Annotated in this window: 12 protein-coding genes; 6 read left to right on the top strand and 6 right to left on the bottom strand. The window is 49.2% G+C overall.

Annotated elements, in window-relative coordinates; all coding sequences use genetic code 11:
* Positions 1–23 precede the first annotated feature (23 nt).
* From KQH53_08555 to KQH53_08580, 6 genes are all read left to right on the top strand, one after another.
* Positions 24–908 carry a haloacid dehalogenase-like hydrolase gene (locus KQH53_08555; GenBank protein MCB2226715.1) on the top strand — a complete coding sequence of 295 codons (885 nt, stop codon included), beginning with the start codon at positions 24–26 and terminating at the stop codon, positions 906–908.
* On the top strand, positions 905–4,189 hold the full coding sequence (locus KQH53_08560; GenBank protein ID MCB2226716.1) for a type I restriction endonuclease subunit R: 3,285 nt from the start codon (positions 905–907) through the stop codon (positions 4,187–4,189). Before KQH53_08555 ends, KQH53_08560 begins: the two co-directional genes overlap by 4 nt.
* Position 4,190: 1 nt before the next feature.
* A complete protein-coding gene (locus tag KQH53_08565; GenBank protein MCB2226717.1) occupies positions 4,191–4,919 on the top strand; it encodes a M48 family metallopeptidase in 729 nt (242 codons plus the stop codon).
* A 104-nt stretch (positions 4,920–5,023) separates the two neighbouring features.
* Positions 5,024–6,292, top strand: a complete 1,269-nt coding sequence (locus KQH53_08570) for an SIR2 family protein (protein ID MCB2226718.1) — start codon at positions 5,024–5,026, stop codon at positions 6,290–6,292.
* On the top strand, positions 6,282–8,120 hold the full coding sequence (locus tag KQH53_08575) for an ATP-binding protein (GenBank protein MCB2226719.1): 1,839 nt from the start codon (positions 6,282–6,284) through the stop codon (positions 8,118–8,120). The genes KQH53_08570 and KQH53_08575 overlap by 11 nt, the downstream gene beginning before the upstream one ends.
* A 9-nt stretch (positions 8,121–8,129) precedes the next feature.
* Positions 8,130–8,342 carry a KTSC domain-containing protein gene (locus tag KQH53_08580; protein ID MCB2226720.1) on the top strand — a complete coding sequence of 71 codons (213 nt, stop codon included), beginning with the start codon at positions 8,130–8,132 and terminating at the stop codon, positions 8,340–8,342.
* 347 nt (positions 8,343–8,689) lie between these two features.
* On the opposite strand, the gene KQH53_08585 is transcribed toward KQH53_08580, so the two are convergent.
* The 6 genes from KQH53_08585 to KQH53_08610 all read right to left on the bottom strand — a co-directional run bounded on the left by KQH53_08585 (position 8,690) and on the right by KQH53_08610 (position 16,425).
* Positions 8,690–9,661 carry a methyltransferase gene (locus KQH53_08585; protein ID MCB2226721.1) on the bottom strand — a complete coding sequence of 324 codons (972 nt, stop codon included), beginning with the start codon at positions 9,659–9,661 and terminating at the stop codon, positions 8,690–8,692.
* Positions 9,662–9,758: 97 nt separating this feature from the next.
* Complete coding sequence (locus KQH53_08590; protein ID MCB2226722.1) at positions 9,759–11,123, bottom strand: radical SAM protein; 1,365 nt, start codon at positions 11,121–11,123, stop codon at positions 9,759–9,761.
* 49 nt (positions 11,124–11,172) lie between these two features.
* Positions 11,173–11,907 (bottom strand): creatininase family protein, encoded by a 735-nt coding sequence (locus KQH53_08595; GenBank protein ID MCB2226723.1) that lies wholly within the window; start codon positions 11,905–11,907, stop codon positions 11,173–11,175.
* Position 11,908: 1 nt separating this feature from the next.
* A complete protein-coding gene (locus tag KQH53_08600; GenBank protein MCB2226724.1) occupies positions 11,909–13,030 on the bottom strand; it encodes a Gfo/Idh/MocA family oxidoreductase in 1,122 nt (373 codons plus the stop codon).
* 74 nt (positions 13,031–13,104) lie between these two features.
* Positions 13,105–14,058 (bottom strand): GNAT family N-acetyltransferase, encoded by a 954-nt coding sequence (locus KQH53_08605; protein ID MCB2226725.1) that lies wholly within the window; start codon positions 14,056–14,058, stop codon positions 13,105–13,107.
* 69 nt (positions 14,059–14,127) lie between these two features.
* Entirely contained in the window at positions 14,128–16,425 is a 2,298-nt protein-coding gene (locus KQH53_08610) for an SPASM domain-containing protein (protein MCB2226726.1), read from the bottom strand.
* Between the last annotated feature and the right edge of the window lie 146 nt (positions 16,426–16,571).

Here is a 16,571-nt window from a genome sequence, read left to right on the forward strand (position 1 = left end):
ATAAGACGAAAGGAGGCTGTGGTATGGCTGCTAAACATACTCCCATGGCCATCTGCTACGACTTCGACGGCACGCTGTCGCCGCGAAACATGCAGGAGTACGACTTCCTTCCTCAGCTTAGCTTGAAGTCCAACGCGTTCTGGCGGGAAGTGGCCGATAAGGCCAAAAAGCACAAGGCAGATAACATCCTGATTTACATGACCCTGATGCTGGAAAAGGCGCTGGCATCAGGTGAGGTGCAGGTGTCCAGGTCAGCATTTGCTGAGTATGGCAAGACCGTGGAGCTATACGATGGGGTCGAAGGATACTTTGATCGTATCAACGAGTACGCCCGGCGACACAAGGTGAACCTGCAGCATTTCATCATCTCTTCTGGCCTGAGGGAGATGATCCAGGGCAGCCCCATCGCAAAACACTTCAAGGAGATATACGCCTCCGGATTCCGTTATGACCAGCACGGGGTGGCCAAATGGCCGGGCATTGCTCTCAACTACACCACCAAGACCCAGTACCTGTTCCGCATCAATAAAGGCGTGCTGGACGTTTGGGACAACGAGACCATCAACGATTACGTGCCCAAGGCCGATCGCCCGGTCCCCTTCCACCGCATGATCTATATCGGTGACGGCACCACCGACGTTCCCTGCATGAAGCTAGTAAAGGAGCAGCGAGGGCACTCCATCGCCGTTTACAGGCCTCGCTCCAGTGACAGCAGACAGTTGGCCGCCACTTTGATGAGCCAGCAGCGCGTCAACTTCATCGCTCCCGCCGATTATCGGCCAGGAAAACCCCTGGACCACCAGATCAAGGCGATCATTGATAAGGTCGCGGCTGACGCTATGGTGGAGAGACTGGAGAGGGCCTGCGTGCCCAGGGTGCCCTCTCAACCAGGAGATTATGAACCATGAGCCTGACGCCTGAAACCAAGGAAGAGTACAGCGCCAAGATACCTGCCCTGCAGGTCCTCATGGCCATGGGCTGGGAGTACCTTTCGCCGGCCGAGTGTCTTGCCAAGCGCGGCAACAACCGCGAAGTGCTTCTCAAGGACTCGTTAGTACAGGAGCTTCGTGAACGGCGCTTCGAGTGGGGGGGTGAAGAGCATCCCTTGTCGGCCAACGCCATCGAGCAGATAGTCCGAGACGTCGAATCACATGGCCTAAACGAGGGGCTGCTCACGGCTAATGAGCGCATCTATGACAAGTTGGCCCTGGGCATCACGGTCACCGAGTTCATCGATGGCAAGAAGGTGCAGCCGACTATCCCCATCATCGATTGGGACCACCCGGCCAACAATCGCCTCCAGGTCACAGAAGAGTTCGAGGTGCTGGATACCTCGGGGGTTCATAAGCGCATCCCAGACCTGGTGCTGTTCGTAAACGGCATCCCTTTGGTGGTCATTGAGGCTAAGCGCCCCGAATCGGGAAACCCCAATAAATCCATGGTGGACGAAGGGGTCAGCCAGCAGATACGCAACCAGAAGAATGAGGAGATCCCCCTCCTCTTCGTCTATGCCCAACTGCTCATGGCCATCAGCGGCACAGATGGCCGCTACGGCACCATCAAGACGCCGGCCAAATTCTGGTCCGTGTGGCAAGAGGAGGAGCTGGAAGAAGCCCACTTCAAACGCATTAAGAATACTGCTTTGATAGATGAGCAGAAGCAGGCTATTTTCGCCGGTCGGCCGGCCAAGGTGCGTTCGTACTTCGAAAGCCTTTGGTCCCACGAGATGGTTGCTAGTGATCAGGACAGGCTCCTTATCAGCCTCGCCTCGCCTGCTCGCCTGCTTGAGACGATTCGTTTCTTCATGATCTTCGATAAGAAAGCGGGCAAGATAGTTGCTCGGCACCAACAGGCTTTCGGTGTCAAGAAAATGCTGGAGCGCGTGACCAAGCTGGATTCCCGAGGGGCCCGACAGGGCGGCGTCATTTGGCATACCACCGGCTCAGGCAAATCTTTTTCCATGGTCTTCCTCAGCAAGGCTCTTCTGCTACACCCTGAGCTGCGAGACTGTCGGATCATTGTGGTCACTGACCGTGTGGACCTTGAAAAGCAGCTTTCTAAAGTGTTCATCAGCGGTGGGGCCTTTGGCTCGGCCATTGCCTCCAAGAAGGAGGGAGCCAGGGCGAAGGCTCGTTCGGGCAAGGACTTGGCTCGTCGCATCGGCAAGGGCAACGAGCGCATCATCTTCACCATCATCGACAAATTCCAGACCGCTTCCAAACAAAAGGAATGTTACAACCCCAGCGACAAAATCATCGTGCTTATTGATGAAGCCCACCGCAGCCAGGAGGGGGAGACCCACGAGCGCATGCGGCAGGCTCTACCCAACGCTGCCTACATCGGTTTCACTGGTACCCCACTTCTCAAAAAGAACAAGACTCAGAACCGCTTCGGCCCCATCATCCACGCCTACACCATGCAGAAGGCCGTCACCGACGGCACGGTCACCCCACTGCTCTATGAGGAGCGTCGGCCCGAGCTGGTTGTCAACGAGACGGCCATAGACAACTGGTTCGACAAACTGACCCAGAAGCTGAGTGAAGAGCAGAAGAGTGACCTTAAGAAGAAGTTCGCTAACAAAGGGGCAGTCTACGGCTCTGAGAATCGGATCGAGCTCGTTGCCTGGGACATAGCTTCTCACTTCGTAGATAACTACAAGGACCTGAACACCGGCCTGAAGGCTCAACTGGCGACCGACAGCAAGCTATCTGCAATCCGCTACCAAAAGTTGCTGGAGAAGACTGGCCTGGTGAGCAGTGCCGTGGTGATCTCTCCTCCCGATACCCGCGAGGGTCACGAGGATGTGGACTCCGAAGAGATACCCGAGGTGCAGGAGTGGTTTAAAAAAAACATAGGCCATGCCTCGGACGCCCAGGAATATGAGCGCCAGGTGGTCGAAGATTTCAGCACCGACGGCAAGCCAGACATCCTGATCGTGGTGGACAAGCTCCTTACCGGCTTTGATGAACCTAGAAATGCAGTGCTCTACATTGACAAGCCCCTTAAACAGCATGGACTGATACAAGCCATCGCCCGCGTCAACCGCCTGCACCCGGCTAAAGACTATGGGTTGCTGGTTGACTACCGGGGCATCCTAAAGGAATTGGACACGGCTATTAAAGAATACCGTGACCTTGAAACCGACACTCAAGGAGGTTATGACGTGGAAGACTTGGCTGGTCTCTACAGCCAAGTTGGGACGGAGTATAAGAAGCTCCCCTTGCTGCATGACAAGCTGTGGGCCATCTTCAAGGATGTTAGGAACCGTCGTGACTTAGAGCAGTACCGGCAGGTCCTGGTGCCAAAATACGAGGATGATGAGGAGGGCAACACCTTCGATGCCAATCAGAAGGTTAGAGATGATTTTTATCAGGCCCTCACCGAGTTCGGCATGTGCCTCAAGATGGCGTTGGCATCGCGCTCCTTTTACGAGGATGGCAGTTTCGGCGAGAATGACATTGCTACCTATAAGGGAGACCTGCGTTTCTTCACCAACCTACGTAAGGTGGCCAGGCAGGACGCTCAAGAGACCATCGACTACAGCGAGTATGAGAAGCATATCCGGCTCCTGGTGGACAAGCATGTCGTGGGCCAAGCAATCAAAGAATCTGAAGATCGCTATCTGATCGACGAATTGTTAGAGACCGAAGACCCGGAAAAATGGAGCGAAGAGAAGACGCGCAACGAGACCGAGATAATACGCTCCAGGATAAAAAAGACCATTGAGCAGGACCTAGCCGATGATCCGTATGCACAGCAGGTCTTCTCTGAGCTATTAAAAATGGCTATTAAGGAAGTCGAGGCCCAGTTTGAGCATCCCTTTAAGCAGTTCTCGTTATTCAAGGAATTAGAGAAGCAGGTTGCAGAACGGGAAATGGAAGGAATTCCCCCGGAGTTGAAAGATAAGCCCAAGGCTCGTGCGTATTGGGGCGTCTTACGCATGGAGACAGATGCTAAGGGTTCCGAGACTGCAGGCGATGATCAACTAGCTGGGGAGGCCCTGGAGATCGACAAAGTGGTCACCACAGCAGTGGCCGAACATTCTCTCAATCTCAAAAGTATGGAGGCCGAGATAAACAAAGGTTTGCTGCCAAGGCTGTTCGACATGTTCGGGATAGAGGTGGCCAAGAAACTGATAGAGGAGATTATCAACATTACTCGCATCAGGCTCAGCCGGGATGCCGCTTAGTATGGGTATGCAATCGCTATCGTATGGAGGACAGCTTATCCATTACCGGGTGGTGGTGGCTCCAAGCTGCAAAAAAAAGATTTCCATACAGGTAAAACCAGATGGTTCTGTCCAAGTATATGCACCAGAGGCGGCAAAGCCAGATCAGTTGAGGACCGCCGTACAGAAAAGAGCTAGATGGATCGTTACCCACGTAGCGCGGGCCAGACAGCGCCGAGAACATATGTTGCCACGCAATTATGTAAGCGGTGAAAGCTATTTCTACCTAGGCCGGCGGTATGTGCTCAAAGTGGATCATGGCAACGAAGGGACGAGAGATGTGAAGCTCAAATCGGGCCAATTTTACGTCCATACCGATGATAGCTCGCCAGAGATGGTCAAGACCCTGCTCAGGCAATGGTACAGAGATCATGCAACCCAATATCTTAGTCAGCAGTTGGAAGGTCTAGTCTCTCGGCTTCCCTGGGTTACTCAGATTCCCCCGTGGCGATTGCGACACATGACCAAGCGATGGGGAAGCTGCTCTCCTAAAAGGACGCTTTCGCTCAATCTTCAATTGGTAAAGGCGCCCAAAGAGTGCGTGGAATACGTCCTCCTCCATGAACTGTGCCACCTCAGGGAGCACAACCACAGTAAACGGTTCTACGCTCTCCTGAATAGGCACATGCCTAACTGGCGTCTTCTGAAGGAAAGATTGGACGGAATGGCTGAAATGTTGTTGAATGAATAACATATTTGAGAACTATCCGATAAAAAGAATAGGCGTTGAATTAGACCTTAAATTTATCTGATGAGTGGAACAGCAATGGGTGCCTAACGAATTGGAAGGCGGATATGACGGAAACAACGATACATAACCCTGACCGGTATATGGTCGATTTGAGACAGATCTTGTCTCAGGGGCGGAAGCGAATTGGTTTGCTCCTTGGAGCGGGTGCGCCAGTATCTGTTAAAGTGAATGCAGATGGAAAACCGGATGAGGCAGGAGAGCCTCTGATACCAGATGTTGCGAGGCTTACCGAAACTGTTCTAAACCGTTTGGAAGAAGCAGACAAAACAGTAATTAATGCATTTTTACCCGAACTTGGGACATGTCCGAATATAGAAACAGTTCTGACTCGTGTCAGGCGGTTATCACAAGCGATTGGCAGCGCAGAAGTGCATGGTATTAACGGTGACGGTTATAATGCGCTGGCCGAGAAAATATGTGACAAGATTGGAGAGATTGTTGCACCTGAATTACCTAAAGAATCCAATTCATATACCGAACTTATATCGTGGATCGGTGGTACGCATAGAGAACACCCAGTTGAGATTTTTACACCAAATTATGACTTGTTAATTGAAGAAGCATTTGAGCGAGCTAAACTGCCCTATTTTGATGGATTCTCAGGTGCACATCGGCCATTTTTTGATGCAGCAAGCATATCAAATGATTCGCTTCCTGCGCGTTGGTCACGTTTGTGGAAAATTCACGGTTCGCTTGGCTGGGAAGTCGAGGAAGATTCCGTTATTAGAACAGGTAGCAGAAAAGCAACTAAATTGATCTACCCTGACCACCTGAAATACGATCAGATAACACGACAACCTTATTCGTCACTTTTTGAAAGGCTTCGTGAATTCCTGACTACGCCAGACGGTTTATTATTGTGTACCGGCTTTTCGTTTTTTGATGCGCATATCACATCAGTTTTGGATGAGGCGTTAGCGGCTAACACACACACCGCTATCCTTGCCTTCCAATTTACTCCGCTCAGTGAAGCACAATCAGCCATTAAGCTTGCACAGCGCCGCCCTAATCTGAGTGTTTATGCGAGAGATGGTGCTGTGATATCCGGTGTTCAGGGAAAATGGCAACCCGGTCAACCACCAACTGATGAGTGGGGAGCTATTCGCAAAACCTTCTGGAAATATGGGGCAGCCGGAAGTGAGGGGGAATTTCTGCTTGGAGACTTTGCTAAACTGGCGCGTTTCTTCGCACTGGCTGCAGCTTTTGAGTTTAAGGACGAGACATGCGATATAAAGATAGTAGAGGAATCTGAAGAGAGTGGCTCGGCAGAAAGTATCAATATTAATAGTGCAGTAGAAGATCATGATGTGTAGCCATGATCCTACATACCTGGGGACAGTGGCATCAGTGTCCGGGTCAACCGTCAGTGTTCATTTGTCGAAATCTGTTGCATCCGGTCTGTCAATCATCGAGGGTAGAAGCTATAGAATAGGCCAAGTAGGAAGCTTTATCCGTATTCCTCAAGGATACCAAGATTTATTTGGAGTAGTCGCTGAAGTAGGTGCAAAAGCTGCGCCCTTCGCTGATGATATAAAACTTGCAGAAACAGGCCGCTATATGCAAGTTCAGTTGGTTGGGGAATCGATTGGGGGGAATTTTGAGCGAGGTATCAGCCAGTACCCAAATATAGGGGATGCTGTTCATATAACTACGGAAAGCAACCTAGCTCGAATATATGGAGCTGCAGACTTCGGAAATATCACAATTGGGACCCTCGCCAGCGCGGAAAGCATACCAGCCAAACTGGCAGTGAACGAGTTAGTAACTCGACATTCGGCAGTATTAGGTTCTACCGGATCTGGTAAATCAACGACTATCGCCAGCATTGTTAGATCAATTACATCTGCAAATGATGACACTCTAAGATATCTGAGTGCTCGAATATTAATGATTGATATCCATGGAGAGTATCCGAATGCGCTTGAGGATGTCGCATCAGTTTATTCTGTTGATCCACAACCTGGTGAAGAGAGGCTGTTAATACCATATTGGGCTTTAGATTCCACTGATCTCCTCGAGTTTCTGACCGGAGGAGTAGACGGTCCCAGAGAGACCGCATTTACTGACAAAATCTTTGAGCTTAAAGTGGCGTCGCACATTGCTTCAGATTTCCCAGGCGTTGAAGAAAGTTCAATAACGGTAGATACCCCTCTTCCATTTAGTCTCAAGAAACTTTGGTTTGACCTTATTGATTTCGAAATCGCAACTTTCGAAGGTCCAAACCGTGACCAGCCAACAAAACAGGATGATGGTGACGCGGACAAGCTATTGTCCCCCAAATATAAACCGCATGCTATGGGAGCACAAGGACCATTCTTGAACCAACAAGCTGTAGGAATACGGCGGCAGCTTAACTTATTACGTTCTAGATTACTTGATCGACGTTATGACTTTCTGCTTCATCCAGGTCCGTGGGAACCAAATCTTGATGGTACTGTAAATCAGGATTTAGACACTCTTCTGTCAGGATGGATTGGTGGAGACAAGCCCATAACTATTTTAGATCTTTCTGGCGTGCCTAGCTCTGTATTGGAAAGACTCGTAGGGTCAATTCTCAAGATTGTTTATGAGTCATTGTTTTGGAGCCGTGAAAAATCTGAAGGTGGTATCGCCCGTCCTTTACTTGTTGTAATGGAAGAAGCGCATCGTTACTTATCTGGTGAAGCAAAGAATCTAGCGGCAGAAACCGTGCAGAAAATAGCAAAAGAAGGACGTAAATATGGCGTAGGAGCTATGATAATAAGTCAAAGGCCTTCCGAGGTAGACGAAACGATCCTGTCTCAATGCGGAACCTATTTTGCGCTTCGTCTTTCAAACCCGGCTGATCGTGCTCGAGTTCAGGGGACACTCCCAGATGGACTTGTAAGCCTGCTTGATGTCCTCCCCGTACTTCGTACAGGTGAGGCTATTATAATGGGCGAGTCAGCGAAACTTCCTATGCGGTGCCGCATCACACTGCCGGCTGAAGAACATCGGCCCAAAAGCACAGATCCGAAAGTTAGTCAGCAATGGGAAATCCCCCGCCGAAAAGAAGGATATGAACGTGTAGTAGCATCATGGAGAGCCCAAAGACCGCGCGCGGTAGTGCATGACTTGTCAATTGAAAGACAACCAGTAACCGATGAAACAGATGAGGGTTAGGGGGGCATTATGGAGCGATCATATGTACCATCTACTAATATAGCATCTATTGGATACGATGAAGCGACAGAAACACTTGAGGTTGAATTCTTAAATGGTTCAATTTATCAATATTACAACGTACAATTAAATATATATCAACAAATAATGCAGGCGGGTTCTAAAGGGAAATTCCTGAACACTTATATTAAAAACGGATATCCATATTCTCGAGTTGGTTAAATAGTACTTTTAAGAAAATGTGTGTTTTCTTAAAAATGCCACGTTGATGATCTTAACTTATATAGAGTCTTTCATTATCTCATATCGAAAAACGAGGATTACATAAAGGAAATGCTAACCTCCCAGTGCGAGCTGACTGAGGGCCTTGCATTTTAGCACTTTTTCCGCTAACCAAGGGAGGTTTACACGTCGCCTACAAACTAAGATTAGCAATAAGTACCAACCATTCCACGTTATATCATTTGAGATATTGTTTGATAACGTAGCAGTTTTGTCGTCATTCCAACGAATAGCGGACAGACTATTAATCAACCTGTTGGGATTCGAAAGCCAATTGGGTTAGGCAGCTAATGCAAGGCCTGCCAAACGTGAAAGCTGGAACTCTTTCGAATTCGGCATACGTATTTATACCGTTCCTCCAGCCAGGGTCGGATAGGGATTCGTCCTTGTACGACGAGTACAAGACACTTTGAGCGTTCTGGTGCTCCATCAAGGAAATCGCGTAGAAGCCGATAGTCTTCGGAAATGCCCCTGTGCAATGGAGGGTTGCTGACAATCATGTCCCACGATCCTTTATGACCAACGGCATGCCAGCCGTCACCGAGATGCGTCCTAACTTCGGGCACATTGGATTGTGTTGCTTTGATTGCTAGGGCATCCGAGTCGAGCGCATCCACCCTAGAGGCACCAAGGACCAGCACCCCGTAAGATAACACGCCAGTGCCACATCCATAATCTAGCACCGAACCATGCACCTCCAATCCTTCAAGCAGAAGCTTTGAAGCCCTATCAATACCGCCCTTTGCAAATAGGCCAGGATAGCTCATCCATGGAATGCTATGCCCATCAAATAGTATATGACTATGTTCGGCCCAATGGTCCAGGGTGCGGTATAAGTCCTTTACCCCATGTGCCCGGATAAGTCTGCATTTACTCCGACATGCAATGATCTCGACCTCTTCGAATATAGGAGCCAACAATTTGCCAACGGATCGAATGCCCTCATCATTGGATCCATATATGTAAAATTCTCCTTTTGGATCGATCACGCTTGCCAAAGCGTGCACTGCCATTTCAACCGCGCGGCGGGCCTTTGGAATCCTCAATGTGGCGACAGCAAAGGGGCCTTTGGGTGGCCAGAGCGTTCCAGGGCGGCCTGGTTTCGACCAGCGGCTCCACAGCGGGGCAGCGAGGGCTTGGGCCAGCTGCGCATCTTCTCCGACGATAACTGGTCCGTGTATACCTATAAGCTCTTCTAAGGCGAAACTACTAATGCGGTTTTCCCGGCGTTCCATATACACGCCCAATCGCTTATTCATTTTTCTCCCATGGTATGCTTATCATTACGCATACAACATAAACAATTCAAAGCGGGCTAGTTGAAACTGACAGAAAGATTCGGAAAGGACTTAGAGGTCAAAAAAACGCGTTCAGCGGATCGTTCGTGTCCATTCCACCGGCACCATGATGTGCGGTATAGTTTTTCCCGTGTGCCCGGCAATGTTCTATCTTGCAGTATTCATCCCCTGGCTGCCGAAAATAGATCTTGAACTGCCGTACCGCCATGGCGATAAGGTTAACTTCGTCGTCGAGCTTTCCAAGCCTCACCCTGGCATCGTCTGGCCTAACATTGCACGGTTGCACGTTGCCATCAGCCCTTATTTGTCGAAACACTAAGGCCAACCCACACGGTGCCTCATTTCGGGGTGTATGGGAGCGCGTTGCCTGAAGTAGGTCCTCAACATTGGTATTCCGCACTAAAAAAAACCCAAAATCCGAATCGGACATTATTTGGCCCAACGCCTTTTTTAAAACTTCCATATCCGCATCGGAAACATCCAGTAGGGGATCTCTGGTTTTAGCGAGGATAGGTGGTTGTATATGGCTACGGTATTGCACCGAAACACTCTGCAACCGTGATGGCCTCCTGGTTTTCACAAAGTTCCAAATGAATCGTGCAAATTCAAGCCCATATCGCAATGAATCCCTGGTTACCGTAAAATTGAAGGCAATATGTCCTATGTTACAGTCCAGATAGCGAAGGCTCGTGTCCAACGCTTTGTGGAACGCATCAATTCCTTTAATTTTTTGATAATCCTCGCGGTTTATAGCCCCGAGCGACAAGCGAGCAAACGTGAAATGACGGTACCAGTCTCCTTTTGGCCAGTGGATACCGTTCGTGACCAACCCCAAAGCCATTTTAGGCATAATCTGCTTTAAATTTGAAACCAAGCCATTGAAATCACATGAATTGTTTTTGTATATTGTTGGTTCGCCACCCCCCACCAGAACCATGGCCTTAGGGTCGAAGACTTTCAGAAGCTCAAGTTCATCAGCGGGATAGATGGCTGCCCTGTCACCATGCGGGTTGGACATGGATCGAATGCACCCGCTGCACTTTGCATTACACACGTCTGTGGGATGGAACTCGACCATCCCTGCCTTGAGAGTCTGCAGGAGTTGCGCTCGAGCCTCCTCAACAGATATAGATGCGTGGTGGGATATATATTCAAGGAAGTCAATACATTCTATGTCACCGCTTAAGAATAAACCGGCTTCATGAGAAAGTCCTTCATGCTCGCTCAGCACCCCCAGCGTTGCCGCCACATGTAATTTATGAATGATGAGATTATTATAATTGGCGATATTGTTCATTGTCATAAAAGAGCGGCTTGACGGATCGATGCCACTGTTGCGACAGTGGAGTATCATGTCCCTTCGCTCATCAATAAGCTCATAAGCGGGATTGAGGCGTGCAAGAGTATTCAACAAATCAACCATATGAACAACCACCTTTAAGTCATAATAATAAAATTGTACAGGTTTCGAGCTAAACGGCGGGGATCTCTGGGGGTATATTTTTAATAAAATCGACAAAGGTTTCTTTACCAATCCGCAGAATATCGTTGCACGCTTTCTCCGGGGCGGTGGTGCAGCCCGATTCCATGGCATCCGGGAGGTAATGTGGTGCAAGCCTAGGATTTATAGGAAATGGAGGAAAGTCTGGATGTTCCACAGGAGTCATCTTTTGCGCCAAAACAGGTTTGACCCGCGTGATTTCGTGGTTTTCGATCCAACTAGCATGGCCGTTTGGCGGGTATCCCAGCTCGTTGGCCCAAGTTATCGACACGGCACTGACGGCCTGCCATACGTTCCAATAATAAATACATGACCTAGGTAGTTTTGCCATCATCTCCGAGAGCAAGCCGGTAATCACCTCATTACCGCCATGCCCCGTGATAAATATCATACGCCTAAACCCCTGCGTGTATGAAGACTGTATAAGGTCTTCGATGATGCCAAGCATCGTCGATGTACGCAACGTTAGAGTGCCCGGATAGTTGAGGGCAAAAGCTGAGCACCCGAAAGGAAGCGACGGGGCCACAAGCACACCCGTCGCCTCTGAGGCAACGAGGGCGATTTCTTCAGCAATCAATGTATCCGTGCATACGCTAAGTTCGGAGTGTGCTTCCGTAGCACCCAAAGGAAAAATAAGGCGGCAATCATGTTCCACAGATGCTTTGATATCCTTCCAAGACAGGTTCTTATACTGGGCTATTGCCATCCTACTCGTCCTTTGCCCACGCCGGAGGCGGTGGCAACACTTGCGGTTCTCCAGAACGTATAGTCTTGAGGGCATCATACGCATTTAGTATATGCCATGCATCCTTAAGTCCGGCTGTTTTTACCGGGGTGTCATTAACGATACAATGGCAGAAATATATCAATCCACGGGCATAGCCTTGATAGAACAAATAATTGTTGTAGTGCTCACCAGAATATCCATCCATTTCCCATATTCTGGGGGCGGTTTCGGACAGGCCACCAAAATCCACGTTTTGGCCATACGCCATCGGGACCACCCCCTTATGTCCCGGCGGGTAATAAACTAGGCGCATGTTGCGTTCCAAAACGACATTCGCACCGCTTCCAATGATCTCTAAACGCTCCATGGGTGAAGTGCCGGATTGTCCCCATGGCATATGCAAGCAACCACATACAGATGAGGCGTATCGCAATGCTAGCACGCAGCCGCCGTTGGGTGCCTCTTCAATGTATATCCTCACCAATGTACCAAACAATCGCCTCAATATAGAAAGTGGATGGACGATGTGGTCGACAAACAACTGCATGACAGCGTGGTTGTGTCTCTTTTCAAGCTGTGGCATGAGTTCCGGATCACGTAAATTGAATGTTGTCGGTACTCCGAATTCTTCCTTATTATTCATGAGGCGAATAATATTCTCTAACCCGGTTGAAAACATCTTCATGAAACCAACGCCAACTTTTTTATCTTTCTGCTGTGCAAGCTGAGCCAATTGGTTTATTTCTTCAGCGCTGGATGCAGGTGGCTTTTCCATCCAGACATGGCAGCCTGCTTTTACAGCAATTTGAGCCAACTCAGAATGCACCGGACGTTTATCATAATCATAGCCCACGGCAAGAAAGACGACATCCGGGGACAAGTCTGCAATCATGTCCGCCATGCTGCTCCCGTAAACTTCGGTCCCGAGCATTGCGGCAGCACATTGGGCACGCTCCACATTCACGTCGCAGGTTCCAACTATCTTTGCAGGGGTGAATCTCAGAGAAGGGAACAGATTTCTCATTGCATGAGAACCGCAACCAACCCAAAGTGCTCTGATTTCTTTTGTGAATTCATGCTTGTAACAGACGGTTTTTTCCATGGGCCGTTTCCTCTGTTTTTATGACGGTTAGAAAGGGTAATGCTAGAGGCATCGCTAATGTAGTTTCTTCATGGCTAATCTGATAGTAAAATAACATTTTTCCGCTTTTTGTTCGTATAGTGCAACTTATATGGATAGTCTCCGCGCATGAAATCTAGCTCCGCTATGCCCATTCCGGGAAACTCTTCAATCATTCTATTCAGCATGAGGTGACCTGGTGACAGCTTTCTGTATTCCAAGGAATACGCAGTGCGATATCCTCCGTACCAATTCCCAATTTTAAAACCATAATACATGGCTATCGGTTCGCCATTGAGAGTGAGCTTTGTCAACAATAACATCCCTTTCTCTGCCAAGGCAATACCAGCGGTACGAAATTGGTCATCCACTACGCTGCCATCGAAAGGCGCAACAACGTCATTCCGATCGCGCCATTGACGCTTATGAAGGGCAATGAAAGAAGGCATGCCCGCTGCTACGCCCCCGGGAGTACTTTCATGGATACAAGCCACCTCCCCAAGTCGGCACAACCGGCGCCATTTGATTTGGTATTCCTTCCTAGAAAGGAGGCGGTGGCATGTTGCTGTATCGGCCAAATCTAGGCTAGACACAGTAGTTCCCGGCTGTATTACACCTCCCAACTCCTTCCAAGCCGTGCACAGGGGGCTGTCTAGCGGGACCTCCGACAAATTCCATTTATCAGTGAATCTATTGCGAAGGCTTTTCACGAGCCAGCGCACACCCCACGGCCGTAACTTGCCCGGCTCATACACCAGCCCTGCATAGTCGCACCAAGGAAAGCCAAGCATGAATACTCTGTCCCGATTCTCTACACTATGCTGTAAGGCTAGGCCCATAATCATATCTTGCTTATCAAAAATCTGAGCAATGATGGGTACAACACCTTCATTCTTGGAAACAACACGTATCCAAGGCCGGAGCCATGCAGAATTTGCAAAGATGCTCGGTTCTGGAGTCGCATTTGCCAAGCTATCCCATGATTCATTTAGGGCTTCCAATGCCTGCATGAAACCCTCGTAAATGAGCATCGTTAGACCGAGACTTTTGCATTCACTAAAGGTTACCAACGGTTCGACCTATTTCCTTGCGGGATTGAAGCCTTCATATTTGAGAATGCGGTTAGACTCCGGATTGTGCCACTCCAGATTTTCTTCGCGGACCCAGTGAAACCGCATGACGCCAATCCGCTGTCGAGTCTCGCGAAGACGCGCATGTGAAAAATTGCATCTCCGGCACAATGATGTTCGCTCATGCCCTTGCCGAAAGGCTTTGACAGCCGTAGAGTCCCAGATTTGTTGCAATGTCTGGTGGCTCAGGTCTCCTAAAATAATTTCTCCGTTGTAATCATGGCAACACGGCACTACACGACCGTCCCATAAAACAACTACCGACTCGAAGGGTCGGCGGCAAAAGTCATGAGTGTGGCGGGTTTCGTCAACACCCAAGTTTGCTGCGGTATCGTCCTCGAAGTCCCACCTGCCCACCGGCACGACTACCGCATGGTCAACTCCAACGCTGGTGGCATATTCTAAAAATGCCTCTCCCTCGTCGTGGTTGATATTCATTTGGATCATTTGTAGGGTAATGCACGTTGAGAAGCCACCCTCATCCCTCTTCCGTACAAAGTTGCGTATGTTTGCGTCTGCAAGTGCTAGGTCAGCGGTAGCTCCCCGGATTCTTTTAAAACGGAATGGGTTGAGAGAATCTAGGGAAAGCACGATGTGGCTCAGCCCCGCTTTGAGGATATTCTCCCCTTGGCTATCTGTGAGAAGCTGCGGATTACCACTGAGGCCAGTTTCCACGCCCACTTGTGCTGCAAGGGAAATGTAGTGAGGCAATTGATTGTACAAGAGGCTGTCACCGAAATGGTGGAGACCAATGTATTTTTGTTTCGGACTCATCTGCTCCAAAAGGCGGATAAATACCTTTGGGGCCATCCAGCCGACAGGACGTTGCATCTTGGGCCTTGCGCACATAATACATTGGAAGCAACATTGGTTGGTCAGCTCAACTTGATCAATTAAGGGCAGGGTAGGCTGTTGACTGTTGAGGACGTGGTCTCGCCATTGTTTGCCCTCTGCTTCGGTGTCAAATAGAATACGGCACTCCTTTAACTTTTCAATCGCATCATTAAGCGAGTGTTCCTCGGTCCACATGCATTTGCCCGCCAAGGCATCCCAATCCCTCCGTTTAATGCTCGTCTGCTTATCGGCAAAGACGTTTTCAATACAAACTCGCCCATCCTTACCGCGTGCATTCCAGCCCAACATGATACTTCCGAATTTTTCCAGTCGGGAGGATCGAGTAGATTTGAGTTTGTCCACAGCAATAAGTGGCCGCATCTGCCTCCATACCGCATATGCTGACAAGCCATCGCGGCATGGTGCCGCGCAGTGGTCATAGTATTTAGTGCAAGTCCCGGCGACACGGTCCTGGTGTCTGCAGTTAGCGCCTTGTGGACTCCATAGGTTTAGGCTCTTGGGGTTACGGCTACCCCAAAGAGTCGGGCACGTGCTAAAATATAGTCCAACCGTAGGTAAATCCAAGGCATCCGCCGCATGCACGGCCCACGTATCGTTGGAGATTAAGATGTCCAACGCAGCAAGGCTATTAATGGTAGAGAGTAGACTCTTGGCGGGATGGTGCGAAATCGCGGCCATAACTTTGCCACCGCGTTTGGCCATGCACTGGAAAAAGGCTTCCGCATCACGCTTCTCGTCTTCTTTTACTCCTGAAAATACCATAATGTGGGAGTTGGTCCGTTCCAACAGTAATAGGGCCAGTTCAACCCACTCTTTAACTTTCCAACGCTTGATGACTTGGCTGGCTGGCAGAAAGAAACCGATACGCAGAGTAGGTGCTGTGCCTCTTTTCGGGAAAACCGACCTCAGATATGCCTGTTCGTGAAAAGGTAAATAGTTAATGTACTCCACTCCCAGCGTTTTGCTTATGCACTGAAAAACATGTGCGCCGCTCGCGATCCAAGGAGCGGATTGCTCGTAGAGAGAAACCCAAGATACCTTAGCTAATCCTTGATGTCGAAAATTTTCGTAGCCCGTGTCACTATCCGGAGACAAGCAACGCAGATTGACAATGGTGTCAATGTTGGACTGTGAGACAAATGAACGGATATCTTTGATCTCTTCATCCCTGAATCGCCTCCACGTGCTTGGAAATTCCCCTAAAAAGCGACACAGTCCCCCATGCTGGGCAGAGATTATTTCACTTAAGAAAGGATTTTCCAGGTGGTAGTAGCTTACATTCGGATTGCTTTGCTCATACGCCTTTAGGATTGGAAACATAAGAATGCCGTTTCCAATGCCGTAATGATTAACCATCATTACGTTACGCGTGTTGCCAAATCGAGAAATCATATGATAATTTGCCCCCTCATGCTTCATTTGAAGACGACACAACGCTATGAGTTGTGATCAGAGAAACCAATTCATCACTTTACATTTCACGTCGTGTATAGGTGTAACGGTTAATGCTTTTGTGAAATCGGCCGAAGCAATGACTG

This window comes from Desulfarculaceae bacterium (assembly GCA_020444545.1).
GTDB lineage: Bacteria > Desulfobacterota > Desulfarculia > Desulfarculales > Desulfarculaceae > Desulfoferula.